This window comes from Streptomyces paromomycinus (genome assembly GCF_003865155.1).
GTDB classification, from domain to species: Bacteria; Actinomycetota; Actinomycetes; order Streptomycetales; family Streptomycetaceae; genus Streptomyces; species Streptomyces chrestomyceticus.
On sequence record NZ_BHZD01000001.1, the window covers coordinates 3196782 to 3222570 of the forward strand.

Below are 25789 nucleotides of genomic sequence, written 5' to 3' on the forward strand. Positions count from 1 at the left end.
GGCGTTTTCCGCCCGCCCCCACGGGCAGTCTCCCTACTACCGCACGGGCCGGGTGAGCCAGCGCCGAAACCCCGGTGTCAGGGGTAATCCCCACGGACGCCGCTGCCGTACGGACGATCCTCACCCGACACGTCCCGCACCGCCGCACAGTCAAGGCCGCATTCCGGGACACTCTGCCCTATCTGTCGTGTGCCCGGGGAAAGGACGCGACGCCATGTCGGAGACCGCCTCGACCCGTGCCATCCGCAGTCCGCACGACCGCCTCTCGACCACCGCGCCCGCGCTGTTGTCCTCACTCGTCCCCCTGCTGAGCGAATGGCTGCCGCGGCAGCGGTGGTTCGCCGGCAAAGGGCGGCCGATCACGGGCTTCCAGCTGGTGTCGGCGACCGAGCTGCTGCCGTGCGCGGCGGGTGGCGCCACACCGGGGCTGCTGCACCTGCTCGTACGGGCGCAGCAGTCGGCGGCTCCCCCCGGGGCCCCGCAGCCGGTGCCGCCGGAGCACCCGGCCGAACCGGCCACCTCGTCGCCCACGGGCCCGGTGGCGAGCGGGGACTGCTACCAGCTCCTGCTCGGTGTGCACAGCGCCCTGCCGCCGCAGCTCGCCCCCGCCGTGATCGGCCGCCCCGCCGGCGGCCCGCTGCACGGGCGCACGGTCTACGACGCCCTGCTGGACAACCGGCTGTGCGCCCTCCTGCTGGAGCGGCTGCGGGTGCCGGGACGGCTCGGCGGCCTGCGGTTCTGCCGGGTGGCCGACAGCACCATCTCCTCCGGGATGCCCGCCCGCCCGATCACCGTCGAGCAGACCAACTCCTCGGTCGTCTACGGCGATTCCTACATCCTCAAGGTGTTCCGGCGCACCGCGCCCGGCCTCAACCCCGACCTGGAACTGCCGCTGGCGCTGGCCCGCGCCAAGTGCGGACGGGTCCCGGCGCCCGCCGCGTGGTTCGAGACCGACCCGGAGGCGGGCGACGGCGAGCCGGTGACGCTCGGTGTGCTCCAGCCCTACCTGAGCGGCTCCGCCGACGGCTGGCAGCTGGCCCTGAACGCGCTCGCCGTACAGGCCGACTTCACCAGCTCCGCGCGGGCCCTCGGGCACGCCACCGCCGAGGTGCACACCGCGCTGGCCGAGACGCTGCCCACCACCGAACTGCGCCGCCCGCAACTCGACGCGGTGGCTGCCCAGATGAATGAGCGGCTGGTGGCCACCGCGCGCGTGGTGCCCGCCCTGCGCCCGTACTGCGCGCGGCTGCGCACCGCCTTCGACGACCTCGCGGCGCTCGGCCACGACGGCCGCGCCTGGTCCGCCCAGCGCATCCACGGCGACCTGCACCTGGGCCAGACGCTGCGGACCGCCGACGAGGGCCGCTGGTCGCTGATCGACTTCGAGGGCGAGCCGTCCCGGCCGCTGGCCGAGCGGCGGCGCCCGCAGCCCGCGGTGCGCGACGTGGCGGCCATGCTGCGCTCGTTCGACTACGCGGCCCGCAGCGGCCCTTCGGGCGGCGACCCGTGGTCGCTGGAGTGGGCCCGGCGCACCCGGGCCGCCTACTGCCTCGGGTACGCGGAGGCCGGCGGGCTCGATCCGCGCTCGGCGCCCGAGCTGATGCGGGCGTACGAGACGGACAAGGCCGTCTACGAAGTGCTCTACGAGGCCCGGCACCGCCCGAACTGGCTGCCCGTACCGATGGCCGCGGTGCGGCGGCTGGCCGGGGCGCACGCGTCCCGGGGCGCGGCCGGCGCGGACCCCGGGGCCGGGCCGGACCTGGACGGGGCCGATGGGCGCGCATGAAACCGCCGGAGCGGGCCACCCGGAGCGGTACGGAGCACCGGCACCGGCGTGCACGGCCCCGGCCCGTCCCGCGGGCGCGCGCCCGGTGCGCACCAGACCCCTGCCGCAGCGCAGGCACCGCAGGTATCGCAGACAACCCTGATCGCTGACATCTGGCCGAGGAGGCTCCTCTCGTGACCGCCCGTTCGTCGTCCCGCCGCCCATCGCAAGAACCCGCGCCCGCCCGTGGCACGGCCGTCCGGGGCACCTCCCCGGAGGCATCCGCCGGCCGGTCCGGTGTCCCGGCCACCTTCCTGCCGGGGCGTGATGAGCCTGCCGGGTCCGGCGGGGCCGCCTCGCCCGATGCGACCGTCGAGACCGCTGATGCCACTGAGGTCGCTGAGACCGCTGAGCCCACTCGGACCGCTGAGACTGTTGAGACCGGCGAGACCCACAGGCCCGGTGGGGTCGCCGAACGGCCGCCGCACCAGCGCGACCACGGCGAACCTCTGCCGGAGCGGCCCGACGCCACCCGCCCGGACCGCACGCGGACCGGCAGCGCCCGACCCGGCGGCTCCCGGACCGCCACCACCCGACCCAGCAGTACGCAACCCAGCAGTACGCAGCCCGCCGGCACGCCGACCGACGGCGCGCCCCCCGCCCCCGCCCCGGAGCCCAGCGGCGGCAGCCACGGTGTGCGGACCGCGCCGCCGCTCGGCGACGAGGACCGCGGCCGGCTGCTGAGCGGCACGCACCACGACCCGCACGGGCTGCTCGGCGCGCACCCGGTGCGCGGCGGTGTGCTCTTCCGCGTGCTGCGGCCGTACGCCAAGGCCGTCACCGTGCTCGCCAAGGGGCTGCGGGCCGATCTGCACGACGAGGGCGACGGCCTGTTCGGCGGGGTGCTGCCGCTGTCCGCGGTGCCCGAGTACGAACTGCTGGTCTCGTACGAGGACAACGTCGTGACCGTGCACGACCCGTACCGCTTCCTGCCCGCCGTCGGCGAACTGGACCTGCACCTGTTCGGCGAGGGCCGCCACGAGGAGCTGTGGCAGGCGATGGGCGCGATGCCCATGGTGCACCAGGAGGTGACCGGCACCCGCTTCACCGTCTGGGCGCCGAACGCCCGGGGCGTGCGCGTGGTCGGCAACTTCAACTACTGGGACGGCACCGGCTTCCCGATGCGCTCGCTCGGCTCGTCCGGCGTGTGGGAGCTGTTCCTGCCGGGGCTGGGCGAGGGCGAGCTGTACAAGTTCGAGATCACCCGGCCGGACGGCTCGAAGACGCTGCGCGCCGACCCGATGGCCCGCCGTACGGAGTGCCCGCCCGCCAACGCCTCCGTCGTGCACACCTCGCACCACCGGTGGCAGGACGCGGCGTGGCTGGAGCGGCGGGCCGAGCGCCCGGTGCACGCGGCGCCGTTCTCCGTCTACGAGGTGCACCTGGCCTCCTGGCGCCCGGGGCTCACGTACCGGCAGCTGGCCCAGCAGCTGCCCGCCTACGTCAAGGACCTGGGCTTCACCCACGTCGAGCTGATGCCGGTCGCCGAGCACCCCTTCGGCGGCTCCTGGGGCTACCAGGTCACCGGCTTCTACGCGCCGACCGCCCGGATGGGCACCCCCGACGACTTCAAGTACCTGGTCGACGCGCTGCACCGGGCCGGGATCGGCGTGCTGATGGACTGGGTGCCGGCGCACTTCCCGCGCGACGCGTGGGCGCTGGCGGAGTTCGACGGGCGGCCGCTGTACGAGCACGAGGACCCGGCGCGGGCCGCGCACCCCGACTGGGGCACGCTGGAGTTCGACTACGGCCGGGCCGAGGTGCGCAACTTCCTGGTGGCCAACGCGGTCTACTGGTGCGAGGAGTTCCACATCGACGGACTGCGGGTGGACGCGGTCGCCTCGATGCTCTACCTCGACTACTCCCGCGAGAGCGGCGAGTGGACGCCCAATGTGCACGGCGGGCGGGAGAACCTGGACGCGGTGGCCTTCCTCCAGGAGATGAACGCCACCGTCTACCGGCGCTGCCCCGGCGTCGTCACCGTCGCCGAGGAGTCCACCGCCTGGGACGGCGTCACCCGCGCCACCCACCACGTGGGGCCCGGCGGATTCGGCGGGCTGGGCTTCGGGCTGAAGTGGAACATGGGCTGGATGCACGACTCGCTGGGTTACGTCGGCAAGGAGCCGGTGCACCGCAAGTACCACCACAACGAGATGACGTTCTCGATGGTGTACGCGTACTCGGAGAACTACGTCCTGCCGATCTCGCACGACGAGGTGGTGCACGGCAAGCGCTCGCTGGTCTCCAAGATGCCCGGCGACTGGTGGCAGCAGCGGGCCACCCAGCGGGCGTACCTCGGGTTCATGTGGAGCCACCCGGGCAAGCAGTTGCTGTTCATGGGGCAGGAGTTCGCCCAGGGGGCCGAGTGGGCGGAGGGGCACGGACCCGACTGGTGGCTGCTGGACCCGTCGTACTCCGCCGAGCCCGACCACCGGGGCGTACGGGACCTGGTCCGCGACCTGAACCGCCGCTACACGGACACCCCCGCGCTGTGGGAGCAGGACACCGTGCCGGAGGGCTTCTCCTGGATCGTCGGCGACGCCAGTGAGGACAACGTCTTCGCCTTCCTGCGGTACGGCACGGACGGCACCCCGCTGCTGGCGGTCTCGAACTTCTCGCCGGTGGTGCGGCACGCGTACCCGGTCGGGGTGCCGGCGGACGTGGCGGCGTGGCGGGAGGTCCTGAACACGGACGAGGTGCGCTACGGCGGGAGCGGGGTGGGCAACCCCGATCCGCTGAAGCCGGACGCGTCCGTGCCGTGGCACGGGCGGCCGGCGTCGATCACGCCGGTGCTGCCGCCGCTGGCGACGCTCTGGCTGCGGCCGGTGTGAGGCGTCTCGCGGGCCGGGGCGGTGCCCCGGCCCGCGCCCCGGCTCTCAGCCGCCCATGGCCCGCTTCCAGCCGTCCAGGAAGGGCGCCTCGGCCGGGTCCGGGCGGTCGGTCGCGTTCATGACGCGGTGCCAGTACGGGTAGTAGGCGGGCAGCTGGGAGAGTTCGGTGAGGCGGGCGGTCTCGGCCTCGGTCAGCCGCAGCTCGGTGGCGGCGAGGTCGTCGCGCAGCTGCTCCTCGTTGCGGGCGCCGATCACCAGGCCGGTGACGCCGGGGCGGCCGAGCAGCCAGGCGAGCACGACCCGCGGGACCGAGGTGCCGTGCGCGTCGGCGATCCCGGCCAGGCACTCGATGATGTCGTAGGCCCGCTCCTTGTCGACCACGTGCGGTTCGGGCCAGTCGGTGCCCTGCCGGGTGGTGGCCGGCACCGGCTGCCCGCGCCGGACCTTGCCGCTGAGCAGCCCCTCCCCCAGCGGGCTCCAGACCAGCGTGCCCAGGCCCTGGTCCAGGGCGGCCGGGAGGATCTCGTACTCCGCCTCGCGGGCCTCGGGCGTGTAGTAGACCTGCTGGGCCACCGGCGCGGTGAGGCCGTGCAGCCGCGCCGTGTACAGCGTCTTCATGATCTGCCAGCCGTTGAAGTTGGAGAGGCCGACATAGCGGACCTTGCCGTCGGCGACCAGCCGGTCCAGTGCGGTCAGGGTCTCCTCGACGGGCGTCTGGCCGTCCCACTGGTGCAGGTAGAGCAGGTCCAGGTGGTCGGTCTGGAGGCGGCGCAGGCTGCGCTCGACCTCACGCAGGACGCTGTACGCCGACGAGCCGCCCTCGTTGGGTCCGTCGCCGACCTGCATCCGGACCTTCGAGGCGAGCAGGACATCGTCACGGCGGCCGCGCAGCGCCTCGCCGGTGATCTCCTCGGCCTGGCCGAAGGAGTACATGTTCGCGGTGTCGATCATGTTCACGCCGGCGTCCAGCGCGATGTCGAACAGCCGGCGGGCCTCGTCCGTACCGAGCCCGCCGATCTGCGCGAACTGCTCGCGCGCGCCCACGTTGAGAGTGCCGAGCACGAGCCGGGACACCTTCAGGCCCGACCGTCCGAGCGTGCGGTACTCCACGGTTCCTCCTCGGTCGATGGTGCGGGTGACGCTCCGCGATCAACCGTAGGTGCGGGACCAGGGGGACGCACGGCAGGCCGGGCATGGCGTGGCGCGGCCGCCCCCGGACGCCCGGCCGGGGGCGCGCCACGGGCCTCGGTCCGGGGGTGCCGGTCAGCCTCGGACCGGGTCTCCGGTCAGCCTCGGACCGTGTCCCCGGTCAGCTCCGCGCGCAGCCGGGCCAGGTGAGCCGGCCACTCCCGGCCGCCGTCCGACTCGTCCCACAGCTCGGCCAGCTCGGAGTCCGGCGCGAGCACCCGGTCCAGGGCGTGCACCGCGAGCACGGCGAGCCTGCGCGGCGGCTCGGGGACCGTCAGGCCGGGGGCGTGCACGGGATCGGCCAGGGCCGTGCCGTCCGCGCGGGCGGCGGCTATCAGGGCCGCGGCGGCCACGGCCATCTGGCCTTCCGGCGCTTCGAGATAGTCCCGTTCGGCGGCGGCGCTGGACAGCACGCCCCGCAGGGCGGCGAGCCGCCGGTCCTCCGGCATGGCGACCAGCTCGTCCAGCAGATCCGCCGCCCCGTCGTTGTCGAACAGCCCCATGCCCCACGTCCCCATCGGCCTTCGCCCCTCACTCGTCACCACCCACGCGCCCGAACCACCACCGGGCCGATTGCATCGTGGCATCTGCCACTGACAATCGACCCGGTGCTGCGGTGCGGGGCCGCGCGGGCGCGGCCCCGTCACGTAGGGACTGCGGCTCAGTCGCGCGTGGACGCGCCGCCGCTGCCCGCCGCGACCGGCTCACGGGCGGCCTCCGGACGGGCTTCCGTACCGGCGCCCGGCTGCTGCGTACGGCGGCGGCGCGGCAGCAGTACGGCGACCAGCACCGTCCCCACGCCGAGCACGACCGCGCCGATCAGGCTGGTGTGCGCCACCGCGTCGGAGAACGCCCCGCGCACCGCGTCCGCGACCGCCTGGGCCTGCTGGAGACCGAGCGCCTGCGCCTTCTCCGGACCGGCCTTGGGCGCGGCGCCCTGGGCGACCTGCTTGCCGACCTCCTTGGCGACCGCCAGTCCGGCGCCCACCGAGTCCTGCGCGGTGGACAGGGCGTTGCCGGGCAGCTTCGGTCCGCCGTGCGCCGCCGCCGACGCCGCCGCGTCGGACAGCTTGGAGGAGTAGGCGCTCGCCAGGACGGAGCCCAGGACGGCGATGCCGAGCGAGCCGCCCAGTTCGATGGAGGTGTCGTTGACCGCGCCGCCGACGCCGAGCTGGTCCTCGGGGAAGGCGCCCATGATGGCGTCCGTGCACGGCGACAGGGACAGGCCGATGGCCAGGCCGAGCACGATGAGCGGGGCGAGGAAGTCACCGTACGAGGAACCGGCGTCCACCCGGGTGAGCAGGGCGAGGGCGACGGTGCCGCCGACCATGCCGGTGGTCACCGTGACCTTCATGCCCAGCCGCGGCGTCAGGAAGCCGGTCAGCGCGGCGCCCACGAAGACCGCGCCGGCCAGCGGCAGCATCCGTATGCCGGTGTCCAGCGGGGAGTAGCCCAGGACGAACTGGAGGTGCTGGGTGAGGTAGTAGAACGCGCCGAAGACCGCGAGGAAGAAGAGGGCGACGGCGAGGTTGGCGCCGGCGAAGCCGCGGTGGGCGAAGCGGCGTACGTCCAGGACGGGGCGCGGGTGGCGCAGCTCCCAGACGACGAACAGGACCAGGCCGGCGCCGGCGGCGACCGCGGCGCCGACGGCGCGGGCGTCCCAGCCGAAGTGCGGGCCCTGGATGAGCATGTAGATCAGCGAGCCGACCCAGATCACGGACAGCAGGCCGCCGACGTAGTCGAGGCGGTCGCTGTGCCCCGCCTTGGACGCCGGGACGACCAGCAGCGCGCCGAGGACGCCGAGTGCCGCGACCGGCACGTTGATCAGGAAGGACGAGGACCAGCCGTGGTCCTCCAGCAGCGCGCCGGCGACGAGCGGGCCGACGGCGATGGCCAGTCCGGCGGTCGCGGTCCAGATGGTGATGGCGAGCGCGCGTTCGCGGCGCGGGAAGGTGGCGGCCAGCAGGGACAGCGTCGCGGGCATGATCATGGCCGCGCCCACGCCCATCACGGCACGGGCCGCGATGACGCCGCCGGAGCTGTCCACCAGGGCGCCCGCGACCGAGCCGCCCGCGAAGACCAGCAGGCCGAGGACGAGAGCCCCGCGGCGGCTGTACTTGTCGCCGACGGCGCCGAGCATCAGCATCAGCGCGGCGTACGGGACGGTGTAGGCGTCGATGACCCACTGCAGGTCGGAGCTGCTCAGGCCCAGGTCGGCGGTCATGTCGGGGGCCGCGACGGTGAGCGAGGTGTTCGCCATCACGATGATCAGCAGGCTCAGGCACAGCACGCCCAGCGCCCACCAGCGTTTCGTGTAGGGCCGGTCCGTTTCGTGGACCGGCCGGGTCTGCGGAGAAGGCACCCGATTCACCCCTGACTCTGAAGAACGTTCTCGGTGCCGTGCGCGTACCCGCACACGACTTGCACATCCACGTGCAATTACACAGCGGTGTGCAATTTACGTCCCTGCACATCCATGTGCAAAATGAATCGGGAGCGGGACCGTGACCGCACGCGTCCGCCGACCGAGGAGCCGCCGCGCCATGACCGCACTCACCAGCCGGGCCCACGCCAACCGCCGCCGGATCATGGACATCGCGCTGACCGAACTGCTGCGGCACCCGGACGCGACCATGGACCAGATCGCCCGCGCCGCCGGAGTGGTGCGGCGCACCGTCTACGGGCACTTCCCGAGCCGGGAGGCGCTGATCACCGCGCTGACGGACGCCGCCGTCGAGGACGTGACGACCGCCTTCGCCGACGGCACGGCCGACCCGTCCGAGCCCGCCGACGTGGCGCTGGCCCGGGCCACCCTCGCCACCTGGGCGTGCGCCGACCGCTACCGGCTGCTGGTCTCACTCGCCCAGTCCAGCGTCACGGACGCGGGCATCCGGGCCCGCCTGGAGCCCGTACGCAGCCGGGCGACGACCATCCTGGCCCGCGGTCTGGAGGCGGGCCTGCTCCGCTCACCGCTCACCCCGCGCGCACTCGCGCACGTCCACGAGCACATGCTGTTCGGGCTGATGCAGGCGGTCAACGACGGTGACCTGGACGCCGAGGTGGCCGGGCCCGCGGCGGCGGAGACGGTGCTGGCGGCGGCGGGCGTACCGGCCGGGCGGGTGGCGGCGGCGGTACGGGAGGCGCAGGCGTCGCCGGTGGCGGAGGCTCCCCCGGCGGCCGGGGACGGCGGGACGGGCCGGGCGGAATGACAGCGAGCCCCGGCGGCGCTGCGATCAGCGCCGCCGGGGCTCGTACTCATGCCGGACCCGCGGGGCCCGGCCGGGCCGGTCAGACCTTCGCCGGCTCCTTGGTGCCGTCCGCCGACTGTTCCGGAACGTCCGCAGCGGTGCGGCCGTCCGCCCCGTGTCCGTCCGGGCTCAGGGACCGCTCGTCGAACGGAAGGCGGCCGCCGAGCACCTCGCCGACGCGAGACTTGTCGATCTCCTTGGTCCAGGTGCCGACCAGGACGGTGGCCACCGCGTTGCCCGCGAAGTTGGTCAGGGCGCGGGCCTCGCTCATGAAGCGGTCGATGCCGACGATCAGGCCGACGCCGTCGACCAGTTCGGGGCGGTGCGACTGGAGGCCGCCGGCCAGGGTCGCCAGGCCGGCGCCCGTCACGCCCGCCGCGCCCTTGGACGCGATGATCATGAAGACCAGCAGCGAGACCTGCTGGCCGACGGAGAGCGGGCTGCCCATCGCCTCCGCGATGAACAGCGAGGACATCGTCAGGTAGATGGCGGTGCCGTCCAGGTTGAAGCTGTAGCCGGTCGGCACGGTGATGCCGACGACCGGCTTGCTGACGCCCAGGTGCTCCATCTTCGCGATCAGCCGCGGCAGCGCGGACTCGGAGGAGGAGGTGGACAGGATCAGCAGGAACTCCCGGCCCAGGTACTTCAGCAGGGCGAAGATGTTCACCCCGGCGATCAGGCGCAGCAGCGTGCCGAGGACGACGATCACGAACAGCAGACAGGTCACGTAGAAGCCGACCATGATGACGGCGAGCGACTTCAGCGCGTCCACGCCGGTCGCGCCGACCACCGCGGCCATCGCGCCGAACGCGCCCACCGGCGCGGCCCACATGATCATGGACAGCACCCGGAAGACCAGGCGCTGGACGTGCCCGATGCCGCGCAGCACGGGCTCGCCGGAGGCGCCCATCGCCTGGAGGCCGAAGCCGACCAGCAGCGCCACCAGCAGCGTCTGGAGCACCTGACCGTGGGTGAGCGCGGAGACCAGCGTCTCCGGGATGATGCCGAGCAGGAAGTCCGTGGTCGACTCGGCGCCGCCCTTGGTCTGGGCCTGTCCCGCGTGCCGCAGCGACTCGGTCAGGTGCAGGCCGGAGCCCGGCTCCAGGATGTTGCCGACCACCAGGCCGATGGCCAGCGCGACCGTGGACATCACCATGAAGTAGCCCAGTGCCAGCCCGCCGACCGCGCCGACCTTGGCGGCCTTGCGGACCGAGCCGACGCCCAGCACGATCGTGCAGAAGATCACCGGCGAGATCATCATCTTGATCAGGTTCACGAAGCCGGTGCCCAGCGGCTTCAGCCCGACGGCGAAGCCGGGGGCCGCGAAGCCCACGGCGATGCCGGCGAGCACGGCGACGATCACGGCGATGTAGAGGTAATGCGTCCGGTCCCGCTTCTGCTGCGGTGCGGTCTCCTCGGTCGTCCCCCCGGGCGGTGGGGTCTGTGCGGCCACGGCTGACTCCTCGGTCTTCGGTCCTGCGCCGGTCTGCGGCTCTGCAACCCGTATCCGGCCCGTGTCGTGCCGGTACGCGGCCCGTACGCAGAACAGTCCCGGTGACTATGCACGCCGTTGTGGCGCCCGTCACCCTTGTGTGCATTTCGTTCACGCATCAAGGAACGGGCAGACTGTCGGCCATGCCACGTTCCCGACGGGGGGATCCGCCGCGCAGCGCGCGCCCAGCACCTGGTGTGACGGGCGCGCGCCGCCCGCGCGTCCGGTGGCCGCGCAGTCTGGCGGGGCAGCTGTTCGCCGTGCAGGTGGTGCTGGTCGGCGTGGTGGTGGCGGGGTACGCCGCCTTCGCGTACGTCAGCGCCGGGCGGCAGGCCGAGGAGACCGCGCGGCGGCAGACGACGGCGGTGGCCGCCGCGGTCGCCGACGCGCCGGCGGTGGCGCGCGCGGTGCGCTCGGCCGATCCCACCGCGGAGCTCCAGCCGTACACCGAGCGGCTGCGGCGGGACGCCGGGGTCGACTTCATCGTGGTCATGGACCCGGCGGGCAAGCGGTGGACGCACCCCGAGCCGTCCGCCATCGGCCGCACCTACCTGGGCCGCACCGAGGAGGCGCGGGCGGGCCGGACCTACACCGAGACGCACCGGGGGCGGCTCGGCCCGTCCGTACGGGTGATCATGCCGGTGCGGGACCGGGAGAACGGCGGCCGTGTCGTCGCCCTGGTCAGCTCCGGCATCACCGTCGCGGCGATCAGCGACGGCCTGCGGCAGGAGGTCCTGACGCTGGCCGGCGTCGCGGCCGGGGCGCTCGCACTGGGCGGGCTGGGCACGTACCTCGTCAACGCGCGGCTGCGCCGGCACACCCACGGCATGAACGCCGCCGAGATCGGCCGCCTGCACGACTACCACGAGGCGGCGCTGCACGCGGTGCGCGAGGGGCTGCTGATGCTGGACGGGGAGCGGCGGGTGGCGCTCCTCAACGACGGGGCGCGCGAACTCCTCGGCCTGCGCGGCGACCCCGTCGGGCGGCCCGTCACCGCTCTCGGCCTGCCCGCGCCCCTCACCGAGACCCTCCTCTCCCCCGCCCCGCACACCGACGAACTGCACCTCACCGACGACCGGGTGCTGGTCGTCAACACCTCGCCGGTCTCCGGCGGCGAGCGGCGGGGCACCGTCGTCACCCTGCGCGACCACACCGAACTCCAGGCGCTCTCCGGCGAGCTGGACTCCGTACGCGGGGTCACCCGGGCACTGCGCTCGCAGGCGCACGAGGCCGCCAACCGGCTGCACACCGTCGTCTCGCTGGTCGAGCTGGGCCGTACGGACGAGGCCGTGGAGTTCGCCACCGCCGAACTGGAGCTGGCCCAGGCCCTGACCGACCAGGTCGTCGGCGCGGTCGCCGAACCCGTCCTCGCCGCCCTCCTCCTCGGCAAGGCCGCCCAGGCCAACGAGCACGGCGTCGAGCTGGAACTGACCGCCGACAGCCGGATCGACGACGGTGTCCTGCCGTCGTCCCTGCCGCCGCGCGACCTGGTCACGGTCCTCGGCAACCTCCTGGACAACGCCATCGAGGCGGCGCCGGAGGGCGCCCGGGTGCGCGTCACCGCGCTGGCCGACGGCGGGGAACTGCTGCTGCGGGTGGCGGACAACGGCGGCGGCGTACGGGGAGCGGCGGACGCCGAGGACGTGTTCCGCTGGGGATGGAGCACGAAGGGCGGCGCGGGCCGCGGGCTGGGGCTGGCGCTCGTACGGCAGGCCGTGCGGCGGCACGGCGGGACGGTGCGGGCGGGCGAGGCGCCCGAGGGCGGCGCCGAGTTCACGGTCCGCCTGCCGCTGCGGGCCGGGACGGCTCCGGCCGGGGCGGACGCCGCCGGGGCGGACGCCGCCGGATGACCGGGCCGGACACGGAAGACACGCCGCCCCTGCGGGTGCTCGTCGTCGAGGACGACCCGGTGGCGGCGGACGCCCACGCCCTGTACGTGGGCCGGGTGCCGGGGTTCGCCGTGTCCGGGACGGTGCGTTCCGTCGCCGGGGCCCGGCGGCACCTGGACCGGCACCGCGTCGACCTGATCCTGCTGGACCTCTTCCTGCCGGACGGGCACGGCCTGGCGTTCGTCCGGTCGCTGCGGGCGGCCGGGTACGGCGCCGACGTCATCGCCGTCACCTCGGCGCGTGATCTGGCCGTCGTCCGGGAGGGTGTCTCGCTCGGCGTCGTGCAGTACGTGCTGAAGCCGTTCACGTTCGCCACCCTGCGCGACCGGCTGCTGCGGTACGCCGCCTTCCGCGCGGCCGCCGGCGAGGCCAGCGGGCAGGACGAGGTGGACCGGGCCCTCGCGGCCCTGCGCGCGCCGCAGCCCGCCGCGCTGCCCAAGGGGCTGACCGCGGCGACCCTGCGCCTGGTGACCGACGCGCTGCGGGCCGCCCCCGGCGGCCTCGGCGCCACCGCGGCCGCCGAGCAGATCGGCATCTCCCGTATCACCGCCCGCCGTTACCTCGAACATCTCGTCGACACGGGCCGGGCCGCCCGCGCCCCGCAGTACGGTCAGGTGGGCCGTCCGGAATTGCGGTACCGCTGGATGGGGCATTGACCTCCCCTTACCCCTGACTTACGGTCACCGGGCAGCCTGCCGTGGCTAGTTGGAGGTCATGCCGTGCGCCGCACCGCTCCGATGACTTGGCTCACCGCCGCCGTGCTGGCCGCGGGCACGCTCACCGCCTGCGGCGGTGGCTCGGGAGGCGACAAGAACACCGTCGAGGTCGCGTTCATCAAGGACACCAACAACAAGGTGCAGGTCCGGGACGACTACATCGAGACGGTGGCCCGCGCGTTCGAGAAGGCCAACCCGGGCAAGAAGGTCAAGCTGATCCCGATCCAGGCGTCCGAGAACGACTACTACGCCAAGATCCAGCAGATGATGCGCTCCCCGAAGACCGCCCCCGACCTGGTCTACGAGGACACCTTCCTGATCAACGCGGACATCACCGCCGGGCTGCTGCGCCCGCTGGACGACCACCTCGCCGGGTGGGCGGACTGGAAACAGTTCGAACCGGCCGCGAAGGCCGCCGCGCGGGCACAGGACGGCAAGACGTACGGCGTGCCGGACGGCACGGACACCCGCGGCCTGTGGTTCAACAGGAACATCTTCAAGAAGGCCGGACTGCCGCAGGACTGGCGGCCGAAGACCTGGGACGAGGTGCTGGACGCGGCCCGCACCGTCAAGCGCGAGGTCCCCGGCGTCATCCCGCTGAACGTCTACACCGGCAAGGGCGCGGGCGAGGCCGCCGTGATGCAGGGCTTCGAGATGCTGCTGTACGGCACCGGCACGGACCCGCTCTACGACCCGGCGGCGAAGAAGTGGGTCACCGGGAGCAAGGGCTTCCGGGACAGCCTGGAGTTCATCCGCACCGTGTACGCGGAGAAGCTCGGCCCCGACGTGTCCGACGCGCTGAGCCCCAACATCCAGACCAATGTCGCCACCGAGCTGATGCCCGAGGAGAAGCTCGCGATCAACCTGGACGGCTCGTGGCTGGGCCAGCAGTGGCAGCCGAAGGGCGGCGGCAAGCCGTGGCCCGAGTGGCCGTCGGTGCTGGGCCGGACGGCGTTCCCCACCCAGGGCGGCGCGGCGCCCGGCCGGGTCAGCCTGGCGGGCGGCTGGACCTGGTCCGTACCGCGCCAGGCGCAACAGCCCGATCTGGCCTGGAAGCTGATCGAGACGTTCCAGACGCGGCACAACGCGCTGGAGTGGTGTGTGCGCGGCGCCCAGATCGCCGTACGCAAGGACGTGGCGGCGGACCCCGCGTACCTGAAATCCATCCCGGGCATCGACTTCTTCACCGACCTGGTGAAGGTCAGCCACTACCGTCCGGCGCTGCCCGTCTACCCCAAGGTGTCGGCGGCGATCGGCGAGGCGATGGAGGCGGTCACCTCCGGTGACGCGACGCCGCGGAAGGGGGCCGCGGACTACGACGAGCAGCTGAGGTCCGTCGTGGACGGACAGGTCGTCGCCAAGCCATGAGCCGCGCCGCCACCACGACCACCGCGTACGGCACGGCGGGCCGCGGCGCACGGCCCCGCCGTACGGCCCTGCTGCGCTGGTCGCCGCTCGCCCCCGCGACCCTCCTGCTGCTGCTCTTCCTCGCCGGGCCCATCGGCTACTGCGTCTACATCGCCTTCACCGACATGCAGCTGACCGGCCAGGAGTCCGCCTCCTTCGTGGGTCTGGACAACTTTCGGCACGCCTTCGGCGACCCCGCCTTCCTCAACGCCGTCGTCCTGACGCTGGTCTTCACCCTGGTCTCGTCGATCCTGGGCCAGAACACCCTCGGCCTGGCGCTCGCCGCCCTGATGCAGCGCGCCTCCCGTGCCGTCCGCACGCTCACCGGCGCGGTCGTCATCACCGCCTGGGTGCTGCCGGAGATCGTCGCGGGCTTTCTGCTGTACACGTTCTTCGAGCGGCGCGGCACGCTCAACGCGATCCTGGACTGGCTGCACCTGCCGTCCCAGAACTGGCTGTTCACGCTGCCGATCCTGGCCGTGTCGTTCGCCAACGTCTGGCGCGGCACGGCCTTCTCGATGCTGATCTACTCGGCCGCGCTCTCCGGGATCCCCCAGGAGGTCACCGAGTCCGCCGAGGTGGACGGGGCGAGCGGCCGGCAGCGGCTGTGGCATGTGACGCTGCCGATGATCCGCCGCTCCATCGGCACCAACCTGATGCTCAACACCCTCCAGACCCTCTCCGTCTTCGGGCTGATCTGGGCCATGACCCGTGGCGGGCCCGGCAGCCGCAGCCAGACGCTGCCGGTGTTCATGTACGACCAGGCGTTCCTGAAGTCGCTGATCGGGTACGGCACCGCCGTCGCCCTGCTGCTGCTCGTGGTGGGCGCCCTCTTCTCCGTCGTCTACCTGCGTCTGCTGCGCGAGGAGGTGTGACGCGGTTGCCCGCCTCCCGCACCAGGCCCCTGCTGACCCGCCGCACCCGGCGCCGCCTCGCCGCCGACGCGGCGCTGCTCGCCGTGACCGCCGCCTTCGCCGTACCGCTCGCCTGGCTGGTGCTCTCCTCGCTGGACACCGAGGCGACGCTGCGGGTCCGCGTGCCGGGGACGCCGTCGCTGGAGAACTTCTCGGCGGTCCTGACGGACGAGATCACCTTCACGCCGATGCGCAACAGCCTGGTGCTGTGCGGCAGCGCCACCGTCCTGACGGTCGCCTGCGCGGCGCTGGCGGCCTATCCGCTGTCCCGCTACCGCTCCCGGTTCAGCCGCCCGTACCTGCTGACCGTCCTGTTCGCCACCTGCCTGCCCATCACCGCGGTCATGGTGCCGGTGTACGCGCTGTTCGTCCAGGTCGACCTGATCGACACGGTGTACGGCACCGCGCTGTTCCTCGCCGCCTCCCAGCTCCCGTTCGCCGTCTGGCTGATGAAGAACTTCATGGACGGCATCCCGAGAGCCCTGGAAGAGGCCGCCTGGACCGACGGCGCGTCCTGGTTCCAGACGCTGTGGCGGGTGATCCTGCCGCTGATGGGGCCGGGCGTCACGGTCGTGACGGTCTACACCTTCGCCATCATGTGGGGCAACTTCTTCGTGCCGTTCCTGCTGCTCCTGTCCCCCGAGCAACTGCCCGCCTCCGTCAGCATCTTCACCTTCTTCGGCAACTACGGCGCCATCGCCTTCGGCCAGCTGGCGGCGTTCTCGATCCTGTACTCGACGCCGGTCGTCCTGCTGTACGTGCTGATCTCGCGCCGGCTGGGCGGCGGGTTCACGCTGGGCGGCGCGGTGAAAGGCTGACGCACCCCCTTTACGGAGGAGGATCCGTGAGACCGAGACCCACCGCAGTACTCCGCTGCCTGGCCGCCCTGGCCACCGCCGCGTCGGCCGTCCTGACCGGCGCGCCGCCGGCCGGTGCCGCCCCGGACTCCGGCCCGCCCCGTACGGCCGCCGCGACGGCGGTCCGCGGCGGCAACGTCCTGTACAGCGCGTCCGGCCGCTGCACCGTCGGCTTCAACGCCACCAAGGGCGGCCGCTACTACGCGATCATGGAGGGCCGGTGCGTGGGCGGCGCCCAGGACTGGTACGCCGACGCGGCCCGTACCGTCCACGTCGGCGTCACCGAGGCCGTGCGCTTCCCGGGCGAGGACTACGCCCTCGTCCGCTACACCAACCCGGCCGTCTCCTCCCCCGGCGAGGTCGACCTCGGCGGCGGCCGGTACCTCGACGTCACCGGCGCCGCCCGGCCCGTCGTCGGCCAGTCGGTGTGCCTGCCCGGCTCCACGGCCGGTCAGCACTGCGGGCGGGTGGACGCCGTGAACGCCACCGTGAACTACCCGGAGGGCACCGTGTCCGGGCTCGTCCGCACCTCGGCCTGCACCGAGCCGGGTGCGGGAGCGGGCCGCCCCGCCGTCTCCGGCAGCACCGCCGTCGGCCTCGCGGTGGGCGGCAGCGGCAACTGCGCCTCCGGCGGCACCACCTACCTCCAGCCGGTCGTCCCGGTGCTCCAGACGTTCGGCCTCACCCTGCACTGACGCGGTCCGCGCCCGCGGGCGCGGACCCGGCGGTTCACCGGCAGTACCAGTCGGCCGGCACGCCCCGCGCCGTCTGCGCCCAGTGGCCCTGCCGGCTCAGCCGGCAGATGTTCCTGGCCGTCTCCCCGGCGTCGACGGACCACTCCCGCACCGTGCCGTCCGCACTGCCGCTGACCAGCGAGCGGCCGTTGGGCCAGTACGACAGGGACAGCACGCTGCCGGTGTGCCCGGACAGCACGGCCGTCGTACTGCGGGCGGCCACGTCCCACAGGCGTACGGTGTCGTCGTCCCCGCCCGAGGCCAGAGAGCGGCTGTCCGGGCTGAACGCCAGCGAGGCGACGCTGCTGGAGTGGCCGCGCAGGGTGGCGGCCAGGCGGCGCCCCGGCACGTCCCACAGCAGGATGTCGTGGTCCGTGCCGGAGGTGGCCAAGGTCTTGCCGTCGTCGGCGAAGGCGGCGGCGAAGACCGGGTAGGAACGGCCGGTGAACCGGGCGGCCTCGTCGAGGGTGACCGCGTCCCACAGCCGTACGACGCCCCGGTTGTGGGCGTTCTCGGTGACCGCCAGGGTCCTGCCGTCCGGTGCGAAGGTGACGGTGGAGCCGCTGCCGGAGAGCTGGCGCACGGCCTTGCGCCGGTGGCCCGCCACGTCCCACAGCATGAGCTGGCGGTCGTCCCCGACGCTGGCCAGCCGCTTGCCGTCCTTCGAGAAGGCCACCTCCCGTACGGTGTTGGTGTGCCCGCGCAGCGCGGCGAGCAGCCGGCCCGAGCGCACGTCCCACAGCCGGACCGTACGGTCGGCGTGCACGGACGCGAAGACGTCGCCCGCCGGCGAGAACACCAGACTGGTGATCATCCCGGGCGGTGCGTCGAGCGACCGCAGCGGCCGCGGCCGGTCGGCCGACCACAGCGACAGCTCACTGCCCGCGGCGGCGATGGTCCGGCCGTCCGGGGACACCGCGACCGAGGTGATCCCGCCCTGCCGGCCGCCGAGCCGCTCCCGGCCCTGGCCGGCGATGCGCCACAGCCGGACCGTGCCGGTGTCGTCGTCCGCGGGCGCGGCCAGGGCGTTGCCGCCCGGCGCGTAGGACAGCGCGCTCGCCGACTCCACGCGCGCCGTGAACTTCTCCCGCGCGTGCCGGGCGCTGACGTCCCACAGCCGCACGATGCCGTCGTAGCTGCCCACGGCGAGGGTACGGCGGCCCGGCGACCAGGCCAGGGCGGTGACCCGGTCGGCCGTACCGGTGAGTTCGCCCGTCCGGCGCCGCCCGGCGACGTCCCACAGCCGCACCGTGCGGTCCCCGCCCCCGCTGGCGAGGCTGCGCCCGTCCGGGCTGAAGGCCAGCGCGAACACCGGCTGGACGTGTCCGGTGAGCGTGGCCAGCGGCCGGTGGGTGCGCGCGTCCCACAGCCGGACCGTACGGTCGTCACCGGCCGACGCCAGGACCTTCCCGTCCGGCGAGAAGGACACCGCCGTCACATTGCCCTTGTGCCCGGTCAGATCGGCGGCCGGACGCCGCGAGGCGACGTCCCACAGCCGGACCGTGTCGCCCGTGCTGCCGGACGCGAGGGTGCGGCTGTCCCGGGAGAAGGACAGCGACATCACCCGTCCCGAGGGGCCGTCCAGCACGCCGAGCAGGCGGCGGTTCGCGACGTCCCACAGCCGTACGGTGGTGTCGTCCCCGGCGGTGGCCAGGTAGCGGCCGTCCGGGCTGAAGGCGAGCGCGTAGACCGGGCCGATGTGGCCGATGAAGGTGCCGCGCAGCCGGTCGGTGGCGGTGTCCCACAGCTTGACCGTACGGTCCACCGAGCCGGTGGCCAGGGTGCGGCCGTCCGGGCTGTAGGCCACGGCCGTCACGACGCCGGTGTGGCCGGTGAACTGGTTGGCGCGGAAGGCGCCGTAGGCGCTGAGCAGACTGCCCCGCGCCTCGACCGTCGGCGCCTGGCGGTAGCCGTACAGCGCGGTCAGCGCCGCCGCCTGCGGCTGCTCCCGGCGCAGCTCGGCGGCCTCGGCCGCGTACTGCCGGGACACCGCGATCCGGCGCTGCGCCTCGGCGTCCGCCCGCTGCTCGAAGGCGATGCCCGCCGCGATCAGGGCGAGCACGAGCAGGGCACCGAGCGAGGCGGTGAGCCAGCGGGCGCGGCGGCCCCGCCGCCGGTCGGCGCCGGTGGCGCTGCGCAGGAAGTCCCGTTCCAGGGCGTTGAGCGCGGCGCCGTGCACCCGCTCCCAGGCCTGCGCGCCGGCCAGTTGCGCGCCCCGGTACAAGGCGCCCGCGTCCCGGCCCAGTTCGTGCCAGGCCTCGGCGGCGGCGGTGAGCCTGCGGTGGGTCCGCAGCGCCTCCCGGTCCTCGTCGAGCCAGTGCCGCAGCCGGGGCCAGGCCCGGATCACGGCCTCGTGGGCGACCTCGACCTTCCCGTCGGACAGCACCACCAGCCGGGCGGCGGCCAGCTTGCGCAGCAGCCCGTCGATCTCCTGCGGTTCGGCCAGACCGTCCAGTTCGCGGCGGGCCAGCCGGCGCCGGGTGTCCTCCGTCCCCTCGCCGAGTGCGGTCAGCCGCAGGAACACCGCCCGCATCACGTCCCGCTGCCGGGGCGCGGCCTCCTCGTACATCCGCTCGGCGGTCTGCGCGACGGCGCCGCGCATCCCGCCGGTGGCGCGGTAGTCGGCCAGCCGCAGGGTGTCGCCGCTCCGCCGCTGCCACGCCTCCCGCATCGCGTGCCCGACCAGCGGCAGCGCGCCCGGCTGGCCGGCCGCCTCGGCGAGCACCGCCTCCACCAGGTCGGCGTCCACCTGGACGCCGGACCGGACGGCGGGCTCGGCGATGATGTCCCGCAGCTCGGCGCGGCTGGGCGGCCCGACGGGCAGCTGGGCGGCCGTCCGCAGCACGGCGACCAGCCCCGGGTGGACGAAACAGCGCGCGTAGAAGTCGGCCCGGATGCCGACGGCCAGCCGGATCCGCCGGTCGTCGGAACGGGCCAGGTCGGCCACCGCGCCGAGGAAGGCGGTGCGCTCGGCCTCGTCGGCGCAGAGCGTGAAGACCTCCTCGAACTGGTCGACGACCAGCAGCGCGCGGGCGCTGTCCGGCCGCGCGGCGAGCCAGGTGCGCAGGGCCAGGTCGAGCGCGGCGGGGTCGTCGTCCAGGCTGCGGCGGAGGGGGGTGGCGGGGTCTTCGGGGGGAGGGGATTCGGGGGCAGGGACTTCAGGGGCAGAGGGTTCAGGGGCAGGGGTTTCAGGGACGGGAGTGGGGCGGTCGTCCGTACGCGCCTGCTCGTCCGTGCCCCCGCCGTCCTCGCCCTCCCCCGCACCTTCCCCGGCCCCCTCCTTCCCCGCAGCCCCCACCGCCTCGGCCGCCTCCCCCGCCACGGGGACCGTGTCGGCGGCCGGGCCACCGCCGCCCGGCGGGCCGGGTTCCGCCACCAGGCGGGCCACCGCCGCCGCCAGGGCGGAGAGCGGCCGCGCTCCCGGGGTCAGCAGTACGGGGTGCCAGTGGGCGCCGAGATGCGGCAGCAGTCCGGCGCGCAGCAGGGAGGACTTGCCGCTTCCGGAGGCGCCGAAGACCACGGTGAGCGCGTGCTGCTCGACGCGCCCGGACAGTTCCTTGGTGAGGGTCGCCCGGCCGAAGTACTCGGGGGCGTTGGCCGCCTCGAAGGCGGCCAGCCCCGGGTACGGGCACCGGGCCGTGACCGGTTCGCCGCCGCCGGCCCCGGCGGCCGCCCGCCACCGTGCCTCCCACTCGGCACGCTCCCCGCCGCACGCCTGGGCGTAGGCCAGGACGACGTCCAGAGTCGGCAGCCGCTCGCCCTTGGCCGCCTCCGCCAGAGTGCTGGCCGAATAGTGCGCGGTCTTGGCGAGCGTGCGGTAGCTCGGCGTCCCGGCCCGCTGCCGCAGTCGGCGGAGTTCCCAGGCCAGCCGCTCCACCGGCCCGGCCTGCGGATCCACCGGCCGTTCGGGCCGTCCCAGCCGGGGCTTGTGCTGCCCTCCCCCTGCGATCCCCGCCACCCTCTTCCTGCGCCGGGGCCGCCCCCGCGGCCCGATCTCCCATTGTCCGACTTGTTTGTCCCGGGCGAGCTGCACTTTCGGACAACTCGGCGGCGTTGCACAGTCGTTGTCTCCGGCGCCGTCGGGGGGCAGACGGGGGTGGTGCGAGTACCGTGCGTCCTCGCGCCGCAAGCACCCCCGGCGCGCCGGGCATACGGAATCGGTACGGAGGAAGGCGTCACGGGACCGGCTGCCCGGAGCCCGGGCGAGAGCCGGGCGGGCGACGTTCCCCGATGGCATCCTGGGGACGTTCTGGGCGCGCACCGGCGGTGGCCGGCCGCGTCCGGTCCCTACGGCGGGGAGGGCGCGGTGGACAGGGTGGCAAGCGGGGCGGCAGAAGCGGTGACGTGGACGGCGGCCTGCGGCTCCGGGGTCACGGCGGACTTCTGGTTCGACCCGGTCTGCCCGTACACCTGGATCGCCGCGCAGTGGCTCCAGGAGGTGACCCGGGTCCGCCCGGTCGGGATACGTCTGCGGCTGATGAGTCTCCAAGTGCTCAACGAGGGCCGGGAGAACAACCCCGAGGACCCGGACGGCGAGTGGGGCGCGTACCTGTGGGCGCCGGTGCGGGCCTGTGCGGCGGTGGAGCGGCGGTACGGGCACGAGGCGCTGGGCCGCTTCTACCGGGCGCTCGGCGTCCGGCTGCACCACCGGGGTGAGTGGGACGGGATCGAGCGCGCGCTGTCGGACGCGGGACTGCCGCGCGAGGTGGCCGCGGCGGCGTGGACCACGGAGTACGACGCGGTGGTCCGGGCCTCGCACGCGCGCGCCGTCGCCCTGGTCGGCACGGATGTCGGCACGCCGGTCGTCGCGGTGGACGGGGTGGCCTTCTTCGGGCCGGTGGTCTCTCCCGCTCCCCGGGGAGAGGCGGCGGGGCGGCTGTGGGACGGTGTCCTGAAACTGGCTTCCGTACCGGGCTTCCACGAGCTGCGCCGCCCGGCCGCCGCCGCACCGGATCTCGGGCCCGAACCGGCCGCCGGGGCCTCTCCTTGTATCGGCCACAAGTCGGACGTCCGTCCCCCCACGGGATGACACCCCCCGCCCAGGTCGGACTTCCGGCCGGTACCGCTTTCACCACTTCGGGCTGAGGCATCGGGAGCCTCGCACAGCGAAGAATGGGACTGCACCACACACCTGGCTCCCGGGGCCCTTCCGGCCCCGCGGAGACCGGTGTCCGCCGGGGCCCGACCGCCCCGGCGGCCCCGCCCGTCCCCTTCCCAGGAGTTCACCCGTGTCCCACGCGGCCGCTTTCCCCGCCCCCGCCCGAGCCACCGCGGCCGTCGCCGCCCGTGCCACGGACCTGAGCAAGGTCTACGGGCAGGGTGAGACCCAGGTGGTCGCGCTGGACCAGGTGTCCGTCGAGTTCGGCCGCGGACGCTTCACCGCGATCATGGGTCCGTCCGGTTCCGGCAAGTCCACCCTGATGCACTGCATGGCGGGCCTGGACTCCATATCGTCCGGCTCGGCCCTGATCGGGGACACCGAGCTGACCGGTCTGAACGACAAGAAGCTCACCCAGCTGCGCCGCGACAAGATCGGCTTCATCTTCCAGGCGTTCAACCTGCTGCCGACGCTGACCGCGCTGGAGAACATCACGCTGCCGATGGACATCGCGGGCCGCAAGGCCGACCGGGACTGGCTGGACCGCATCGTCTCGACGGTCGGCCTGTCCGGGCGGCTCAAGCACCGGCCCGCGCAGCTCTCCGGCGGCCAGCAGCAGCGCGTCGCGGTGGCCCGCGCGCTCGCCTCCCAGCCCGAGATCATCTTCGCCGACGAGCCGACCGGCAACCTCGACTCCCGCTCCGGCGCCGAGGTGCTCGGCTTCCTGCGCAATTCCGTACGGGCGATGCAGCAGACCGTCGTCATGGTCACCCACGACCCGGTCGCCGCCGCCTACGCGGACCGGGTGATCTTCCTGGCCGACGGCCGCATCGTCGAGGAGCTGTACGAGCCGACCGCCGACGCCGTCCTGGACCGGATGCGGCTGTTCGACGCCAAGAACCGTACGAGCTGACGCCCGCCGCCGACACCTCACCCCAGGACTGACACCACCACCATGTTCCGAACCGCCCTGCGCAATGTGCTCGCGCACAAAGCCCGCCTGATGATGACCGCGCTCGCGGTCCTCCTCGGCGTGGCCTTCGTCTCCGGCACCCTGGTCTTCAGCGACACGGTCGGCGAGGCCGTCAAGAAGGCTTCGGCCAAGAGCTTCAAGGACGTCGCCGTCTCCGTACAGGCCACCTCGGGCGACGCGCCGCCCATCCCCGAGGACGGGCAGAACCGCAGCACCCTGCTCACCGACCGGCTGGCCGACCAGGTCCGCTCACTGCCGGGCGTGGCCGCCGTGCACGCCAACGTCAGCGGCCGCGCCACCGTCGCCGACAAGGACAACCAGCCGATCGGCAACGACTGGCAGAACGTCGCCACCAACTACCAGCCGGGCGAAGGCGGCAAGGACAGCCGCTACCCGGTGGTCCAGGGCCGTGGCCCGGCCGCGGCCGGCGAGATCGCCCTCGACGAGGCCACCGCGGAGAAGGGCGGCCTGAAGCTCGGCGACACCGTGCGCTTCGCCACCGACGGACCGGCCCTGCACAAGAAGCTCGTCGGCATCGTCCACTCCGAGGACCCGCAGGTCACCGCGGGCGGCAGCCTCGCGCTGTTCGACACCGCCACCGCGCAGAAGCTGTTCGTGCACCCCGGCCAGTACGACGAGCTGGTGGTGGCCGCCAAGCCCGGCACCGACGAGAAGGCGCTGACCGCCGCCGTCGAGAAGCTGCTGCCGAAGGACCGCGCGACGGCGACCAGCGGCGCCACGCTCGCCGCCGATCAGGCCAAGATGGTCGAGATGAGCAACCAGGCGATGAGCAAGACGCTGCTGGTGTTCGCCGGTATCGCGCTGTTCGTCGGCATCTTCATCATCGCCAACACCTTCACCATGCTGATCTCCCAGCGCAGCCGCGAGATCGCGCTGATGCGGGCGATCGGCGCCTCCCGCCGCCAGGTGGTGCACTCGGTGCTGGCCGAGGCGGGCCTGCTCGGCCTGGTCTCCTCCGTCGTCGGCTTCGCCCTCGGCACCGGCATCGCGGTCACCATGCGCGCGGTGCTCAACGCCAACGGCGCCGGCTTCCCCGACGGCCCGCTGGTCATCAGCCCCAGCGCCGTACTGTCCGCGCTCGGCGTCGGCGTGCTGGTGACCGTACTGGCCGCCTGGCTGCCCTCCCGCAAGGCCGCGAAGATCGCCCCGGTCGAGGCGCTGAACACCGTGGACGCGGCGCCCAAGCTGCGCGGCCTGGTCGTCCGCAACACCATCGGCGCGGTCGTCACCGGTCTCGGCGTCGCGATCATGCTCTATGTGTCCACCCAGAAGACCGCCGAGGACATGATGACCCCCATGGCGGGCTCGGCGCTCACCCTGGTCGGCGTCATCGTCCTCGCGCCGCTGCTGTCCCGGCCGCTGGTCTCGCTGACCGGCAAGGTCACCACCCGCATCTTCGGCGTCAGCGGCAAGCTGGCCAAGGAGAACGCGCTGCGCAACCCGCGCCGGACCGCCGCCACCGCCTCCGCCCTGATGATCGGCCTCACCCTGATCACCGGCATGACGGTCGTCGGCGTCTCGGGCCAGCGCGCCTCGGACGAGATGGCCGCCCAGGGCCTGACCGCGGACTACCAGGTCAGCACGGCCAACTTCCGCGGCCTGGACCCCGAACTGACGAAGCGGGCCGCGCGGCTGCCCGGCGTGCAGGCGGCGGTGCCGCTGCGCTCGGCCGCCTTCGAGACGGACGGCGGCAGCGGCTACGGCTCGATCACCGGCACCGACCTCGCGCACCTCGACAAGGTCGCCGGCCTCACGTTCGTCGACGGCTCGCTGGACGCCGTGCGCGACGGCGGGGTGGCGGTCTCCCGCAGCCGGGCGGAGAAGCTGCACTGGAAGACGGGCGAGACCCACGAGGTCGGCTTCTTCACCGGCACGGAGAAGAAGGAGAAGGCCCGGCTGAAGGTCGCCGCCGTCTACGAGGACAACGCCACCGTCGGCGACCTGTTCGGCTCCACCACGCTGGTCGACCCGCACGTCAAGCCCCTCAAGGACGAGAAGGTCCTGGTCAAGACGGCCAACGGGCCCGACGCCGGGCTGGAGAAGGAGATCCGCAAGGCGCTCGGCGACAGCCCGCTGCTCAAGGTCCAGGACAAGGACGCGCTGCGCAAGGAGAACGCCGGCAGCATCGACACCGTCCTGAACATGGTCTACGGACTGCTCGGCATGGCCGTGATCATCGCGGTGGTCGGCGTCGTCAACACCCTGGCCATGTCGGTCTTCGAACGCACCCGGGAGATCGGGATGCTGCGCGCCATCGGCCTGGCCCGCAGCGGCATCAAGCAGATGGTCCGGCTGGAATCCGTCGTCATCTCCCTGTTCGGCGCGGTCCTCGGCATCGGCGTGGGCATCTTCCTCGCCTGGGCCGGCGGCAAGATGACGGCCGCCTCGATGCCGACGTACGAGATGATCCTGCCGTGGGACCGCCTGGGCATCTTCCTGGCGATCGCCCTGGTGGTCGGCGTCCTCGCCGCCGCCTGGCCGGCCCGCCGCGCCGCCCGTCTGAACATGCTGGAGTCCATCGGCGCCCAGTAACTCGCGGCCGCGCCCGCCCCTCCCGTCCGCCCCGTCCCTCTTCCCCCAGGGACGGGGCGGACGC

General features: G+C 73.6%; 17 protein-coding genes. 12 read left to right on the forward strand and 5 right to left on the reverse strand.

Annotation, left to right across the window (positions count from 1 at the left end):
- The first annotated feature begins 214 nt into the window (after nucleotides 1-214).
- Together OEIGOIKO_RS12895 and glgB are read left to right on the forward strand one after the other, a co-directional pair.
- Nucleotides 215-1786: a maltokinase N-terminal cap-like domain-containing protein gene (locus OEIGOIKO_RS12895; protein WP_125054166.1), complete on the forward strand. Its 1572-nt coding sequence runs from the start codon at nucleotides 215-217 to the stop codon at nucleotides 1784-1786.
- Nucleotides 1787-2460: 674 nt separating this feature from the next.
- Nucleotides 2461-4656: a 1,4-alpha-glucan branching enzyme gene (gene glgB, locus OEIGOIKO_RS12900; protein ID WP_125054167.1), complete on the forward strand. Its 2196-nt coding sequence runs from the start codon at nucleotides 2461-2463 to the stop codon at nucleotides 4654-4656.
- A gap of 45 nt (nucleotides 4657-4701) precedes the next feature.
- Here glgB and OEIGOIKO_RS12905 read toward each other — a convergent pair whose 3' ends face one another.
- The 3 genes from OEIGOIKO_RS12905 to OEIGOIKO_RS12915 form a co-directional block, all read right to left on the reverse strand.
- Nucleotides 4702-5766, reverse strand: coding sequence for an aldo/keto reductase (locus OEIGOIKO_RS12905; RefSeq protein ID WP_125054168.1), 1065 nt, complete (start codon nucleotides 5764-5766; stop codon nucleotides 4702-4704).
- 176 nt (nucleotides 5767-5942) lie between these two features.
- The gene (locus OEIGOIKO_RS12910) at nucleotides 5943-6362 is read right to left on the reverse strand and encodes a DUF4259 domain-containing protein (RefSeq protein ID WP_125054169.1); all 420 of its coding nucleotides are present in this window, start codon (nucleotides 6360-6362) and stop codon (nucleotides 5943-5945) included.
- A gap of 143 nt (nucleotides 6363-6505) precedes the next feature.
- Complete coding sequence (locus OEIGOIKO_RS12915; protein ID WP_371858913.1) at nucleotides 6506-8215, reverse strand: MFS transporter; 1710 nt, start codon at nucleotides 8213-8215, stop codon at nucleotides 6506-6508.
- Nucleotides 8216-8387: 172 nt separating this feature from the next.
- Between OEIGOIKO_RS12915 and OEIGOIKO_RS12920 the strand changes: the two genes are divergently transcribed.
- A complete protein-coding gene (locus tag OEIGOIKO_RS12920) occupies nucleotides 8388-9053 on the forward strand; it encodes a TetR/AcrR family transcriptional regulator (RefSeq protein ID WP_125054171.1) in 666 nt (221 codons plus the stop codon).
- Nucleotides 9054-9132: 79 nt separating this feature from the next.
- On the opposite strand, the gene OEIGOIKO_RS12925 is transcribed toward OEIGOIKO_RS12920, so the two are convergent.
- Nucleotides 9133-10545, reverse strand: a complete 1413-nt coding sequence (locus OEIGOIKO_RS12925; RefSeq protein ID WP_125054172.1) for a cation:dicarboxylate symporter family transporter — start codon at nucleotides 10543-10545, stop codon at nucleotides 9133-9135.
- 182 nt (nucleotides 10546-10727) lie between these two features.
- Here OEIGOIKO_RS12925 and OEIGOIKO_RS12930 point away from each other — a divergent pair, with 182 nt between their 5' ends.
- The 6 genes from OEIGOIKO_RS12930 (at nucleotide 10728) to OEIGOIKO_RS12955 (ending at nucleotide 17062) form a co-directional block, all read left to right on the forward strand.
- The gene (locus OEIGOIKO_RS12930) at nucleotides 10728-12434 is read left to right on the forward strand and encodes a sensor histidine kinase (protein WP_125054173.1); all 1707 of its coding nucleotides are present in this window, start codon (nucleotides 10728-10730) and stop codon (nucleotides 12432-12434) included.
- Nucleotides 12431-13129, forward strand: coding sequence for a response regulator (locus OEIGOIKO_RS12935; protein ID WP_125054174.1), 699 nt, complete (start codon nucleotides 12431-12433; stop codon nucleotides 13127-13129). The genes OEIGOIKO_RS12930 and OEIGOIKO_RS12935 overlap by 4 nt, the downstream gene beginning before the upstream one ends.
- An 81-nt stretch (nucleotides 13130-13210) precedes the next feature.
- Entirely contained in the window at nucleotides 13211-14557 is a 1347-nt protein-coding gene (locus tag OEIGOIKO_RS12940; RefSeq protein WP_246177325.1) for an extracellular solute-binding protein, read from the forward strand.
- A complete protein-coding gene (locus tag OEIGOIKO_RS12945; protein WP_125054176.1) occupies nucleotides 14554-15471 on the forward strand; it encodes a carbohydrate ABC transporter permease in 918 nt (305 codons plus the stop codon). Before OEIGOIKO_RS12940 ends, OEIGOIKO_RS12945 begins: the two co-directional genes overlap by 4 nt.
- On the forward strand, nucleotides 15468-16328 hold the full coding sequence (locus tag OEIGOIKO_RS12950; RefSeq protein WP_371858914.1) for a carbohydrate ABC transporter permease: 861 nt from the start codon (nucleotides 15468-15470) through the stop codon (nucleotides 16326-16328). Before OEIGOIKO_RS12945 ends, OEIGOIKO_RS12950 begins: the two co-directional genes overlap by 4 nt.
- A gap of 26 nt (nucleotides 16329-16354) precedes the next feature.
- Nucleotides 16355-17062, forward strand: a complete 708-nt coding sequence (locus OEIGOIKO_RS12955) for a S1 family peptidase (protein ID WP_125054177.1) — start codon at nucleotides 16355-16357, stop codon at nucleotides 17060-17062.
- Nucleotides 17063-17096: 34 nt separating this feature from the next.
- Here OEIGOIKO_RS12955 and OEIGOIKO_RS12960 read toward each other — a convergent pair whose 3' ends face one another.
- The gene (locus OEIGOIKO_RS12960; RefSeq protein ID WP_125054178.1) at nucleotides 17097-21059 is read right to left on the reverse strand and encodes an nSTAND1 domain-containing NTPase; all 3963 of its coding nucleotides are present in this window, start codon (nucleotides 21057-21059) and stop codon (nucleotides 17097-17099) included.
- A gap of 357 nt (nucleotides 21060-21416) precedes the next feature.
- Between OEIGOIKO_RS12960 and OEIGOIKO_RS12965 the strand changes: the two genes are divergently transcribed.
- The 3 genes from OEIGOIKO_RS12965 (at nucleotide 21417) to OEIGOIKO_RS12975 (ending at nucleotide 25725) form a co-directional block, all read left to right on the forward strand.
- On the forward strand, nucleotides 21417-22130 hold the full coding sequence (locus OEIGOIKO_RS12965) for a mycothiol-dependent nitroreductase Rv2466c family protein (protein ID WP_371859018.1): 714 nt from the start codon (nucleotides 21417-21419) through the stop codon (nucleotides 22128-22130).
- Between the two features lie 199 nt (nucleotides 22131-22329).
- Entirely contained in the window at nucleotides 22330-23112 is a 783-nt protein-coding gene (locus tag OEIGOIKO_RS12970) for an ABC transporter ATP-binding protein (protein WP_125054179.1), read from the forward strand.
- A gap of 42 nt (nucleotides 23113-23154) precedes the next feature.
- Nucleotides 23155-25725 carry an ABC transporter permease gene (locus OEIGOIKO_RS12975; protein ID WP_125054180.1) on the forward strand — a complete coding sequence of 857 codons (2571 nt, stop codon included), beginning with the start codon at nucleotides 23155-23157 and terminating at the stop codon, nucleotides 25723-25725.
- Nucleotides 25726-25789 lie beyond the last annotated feature (64 nt).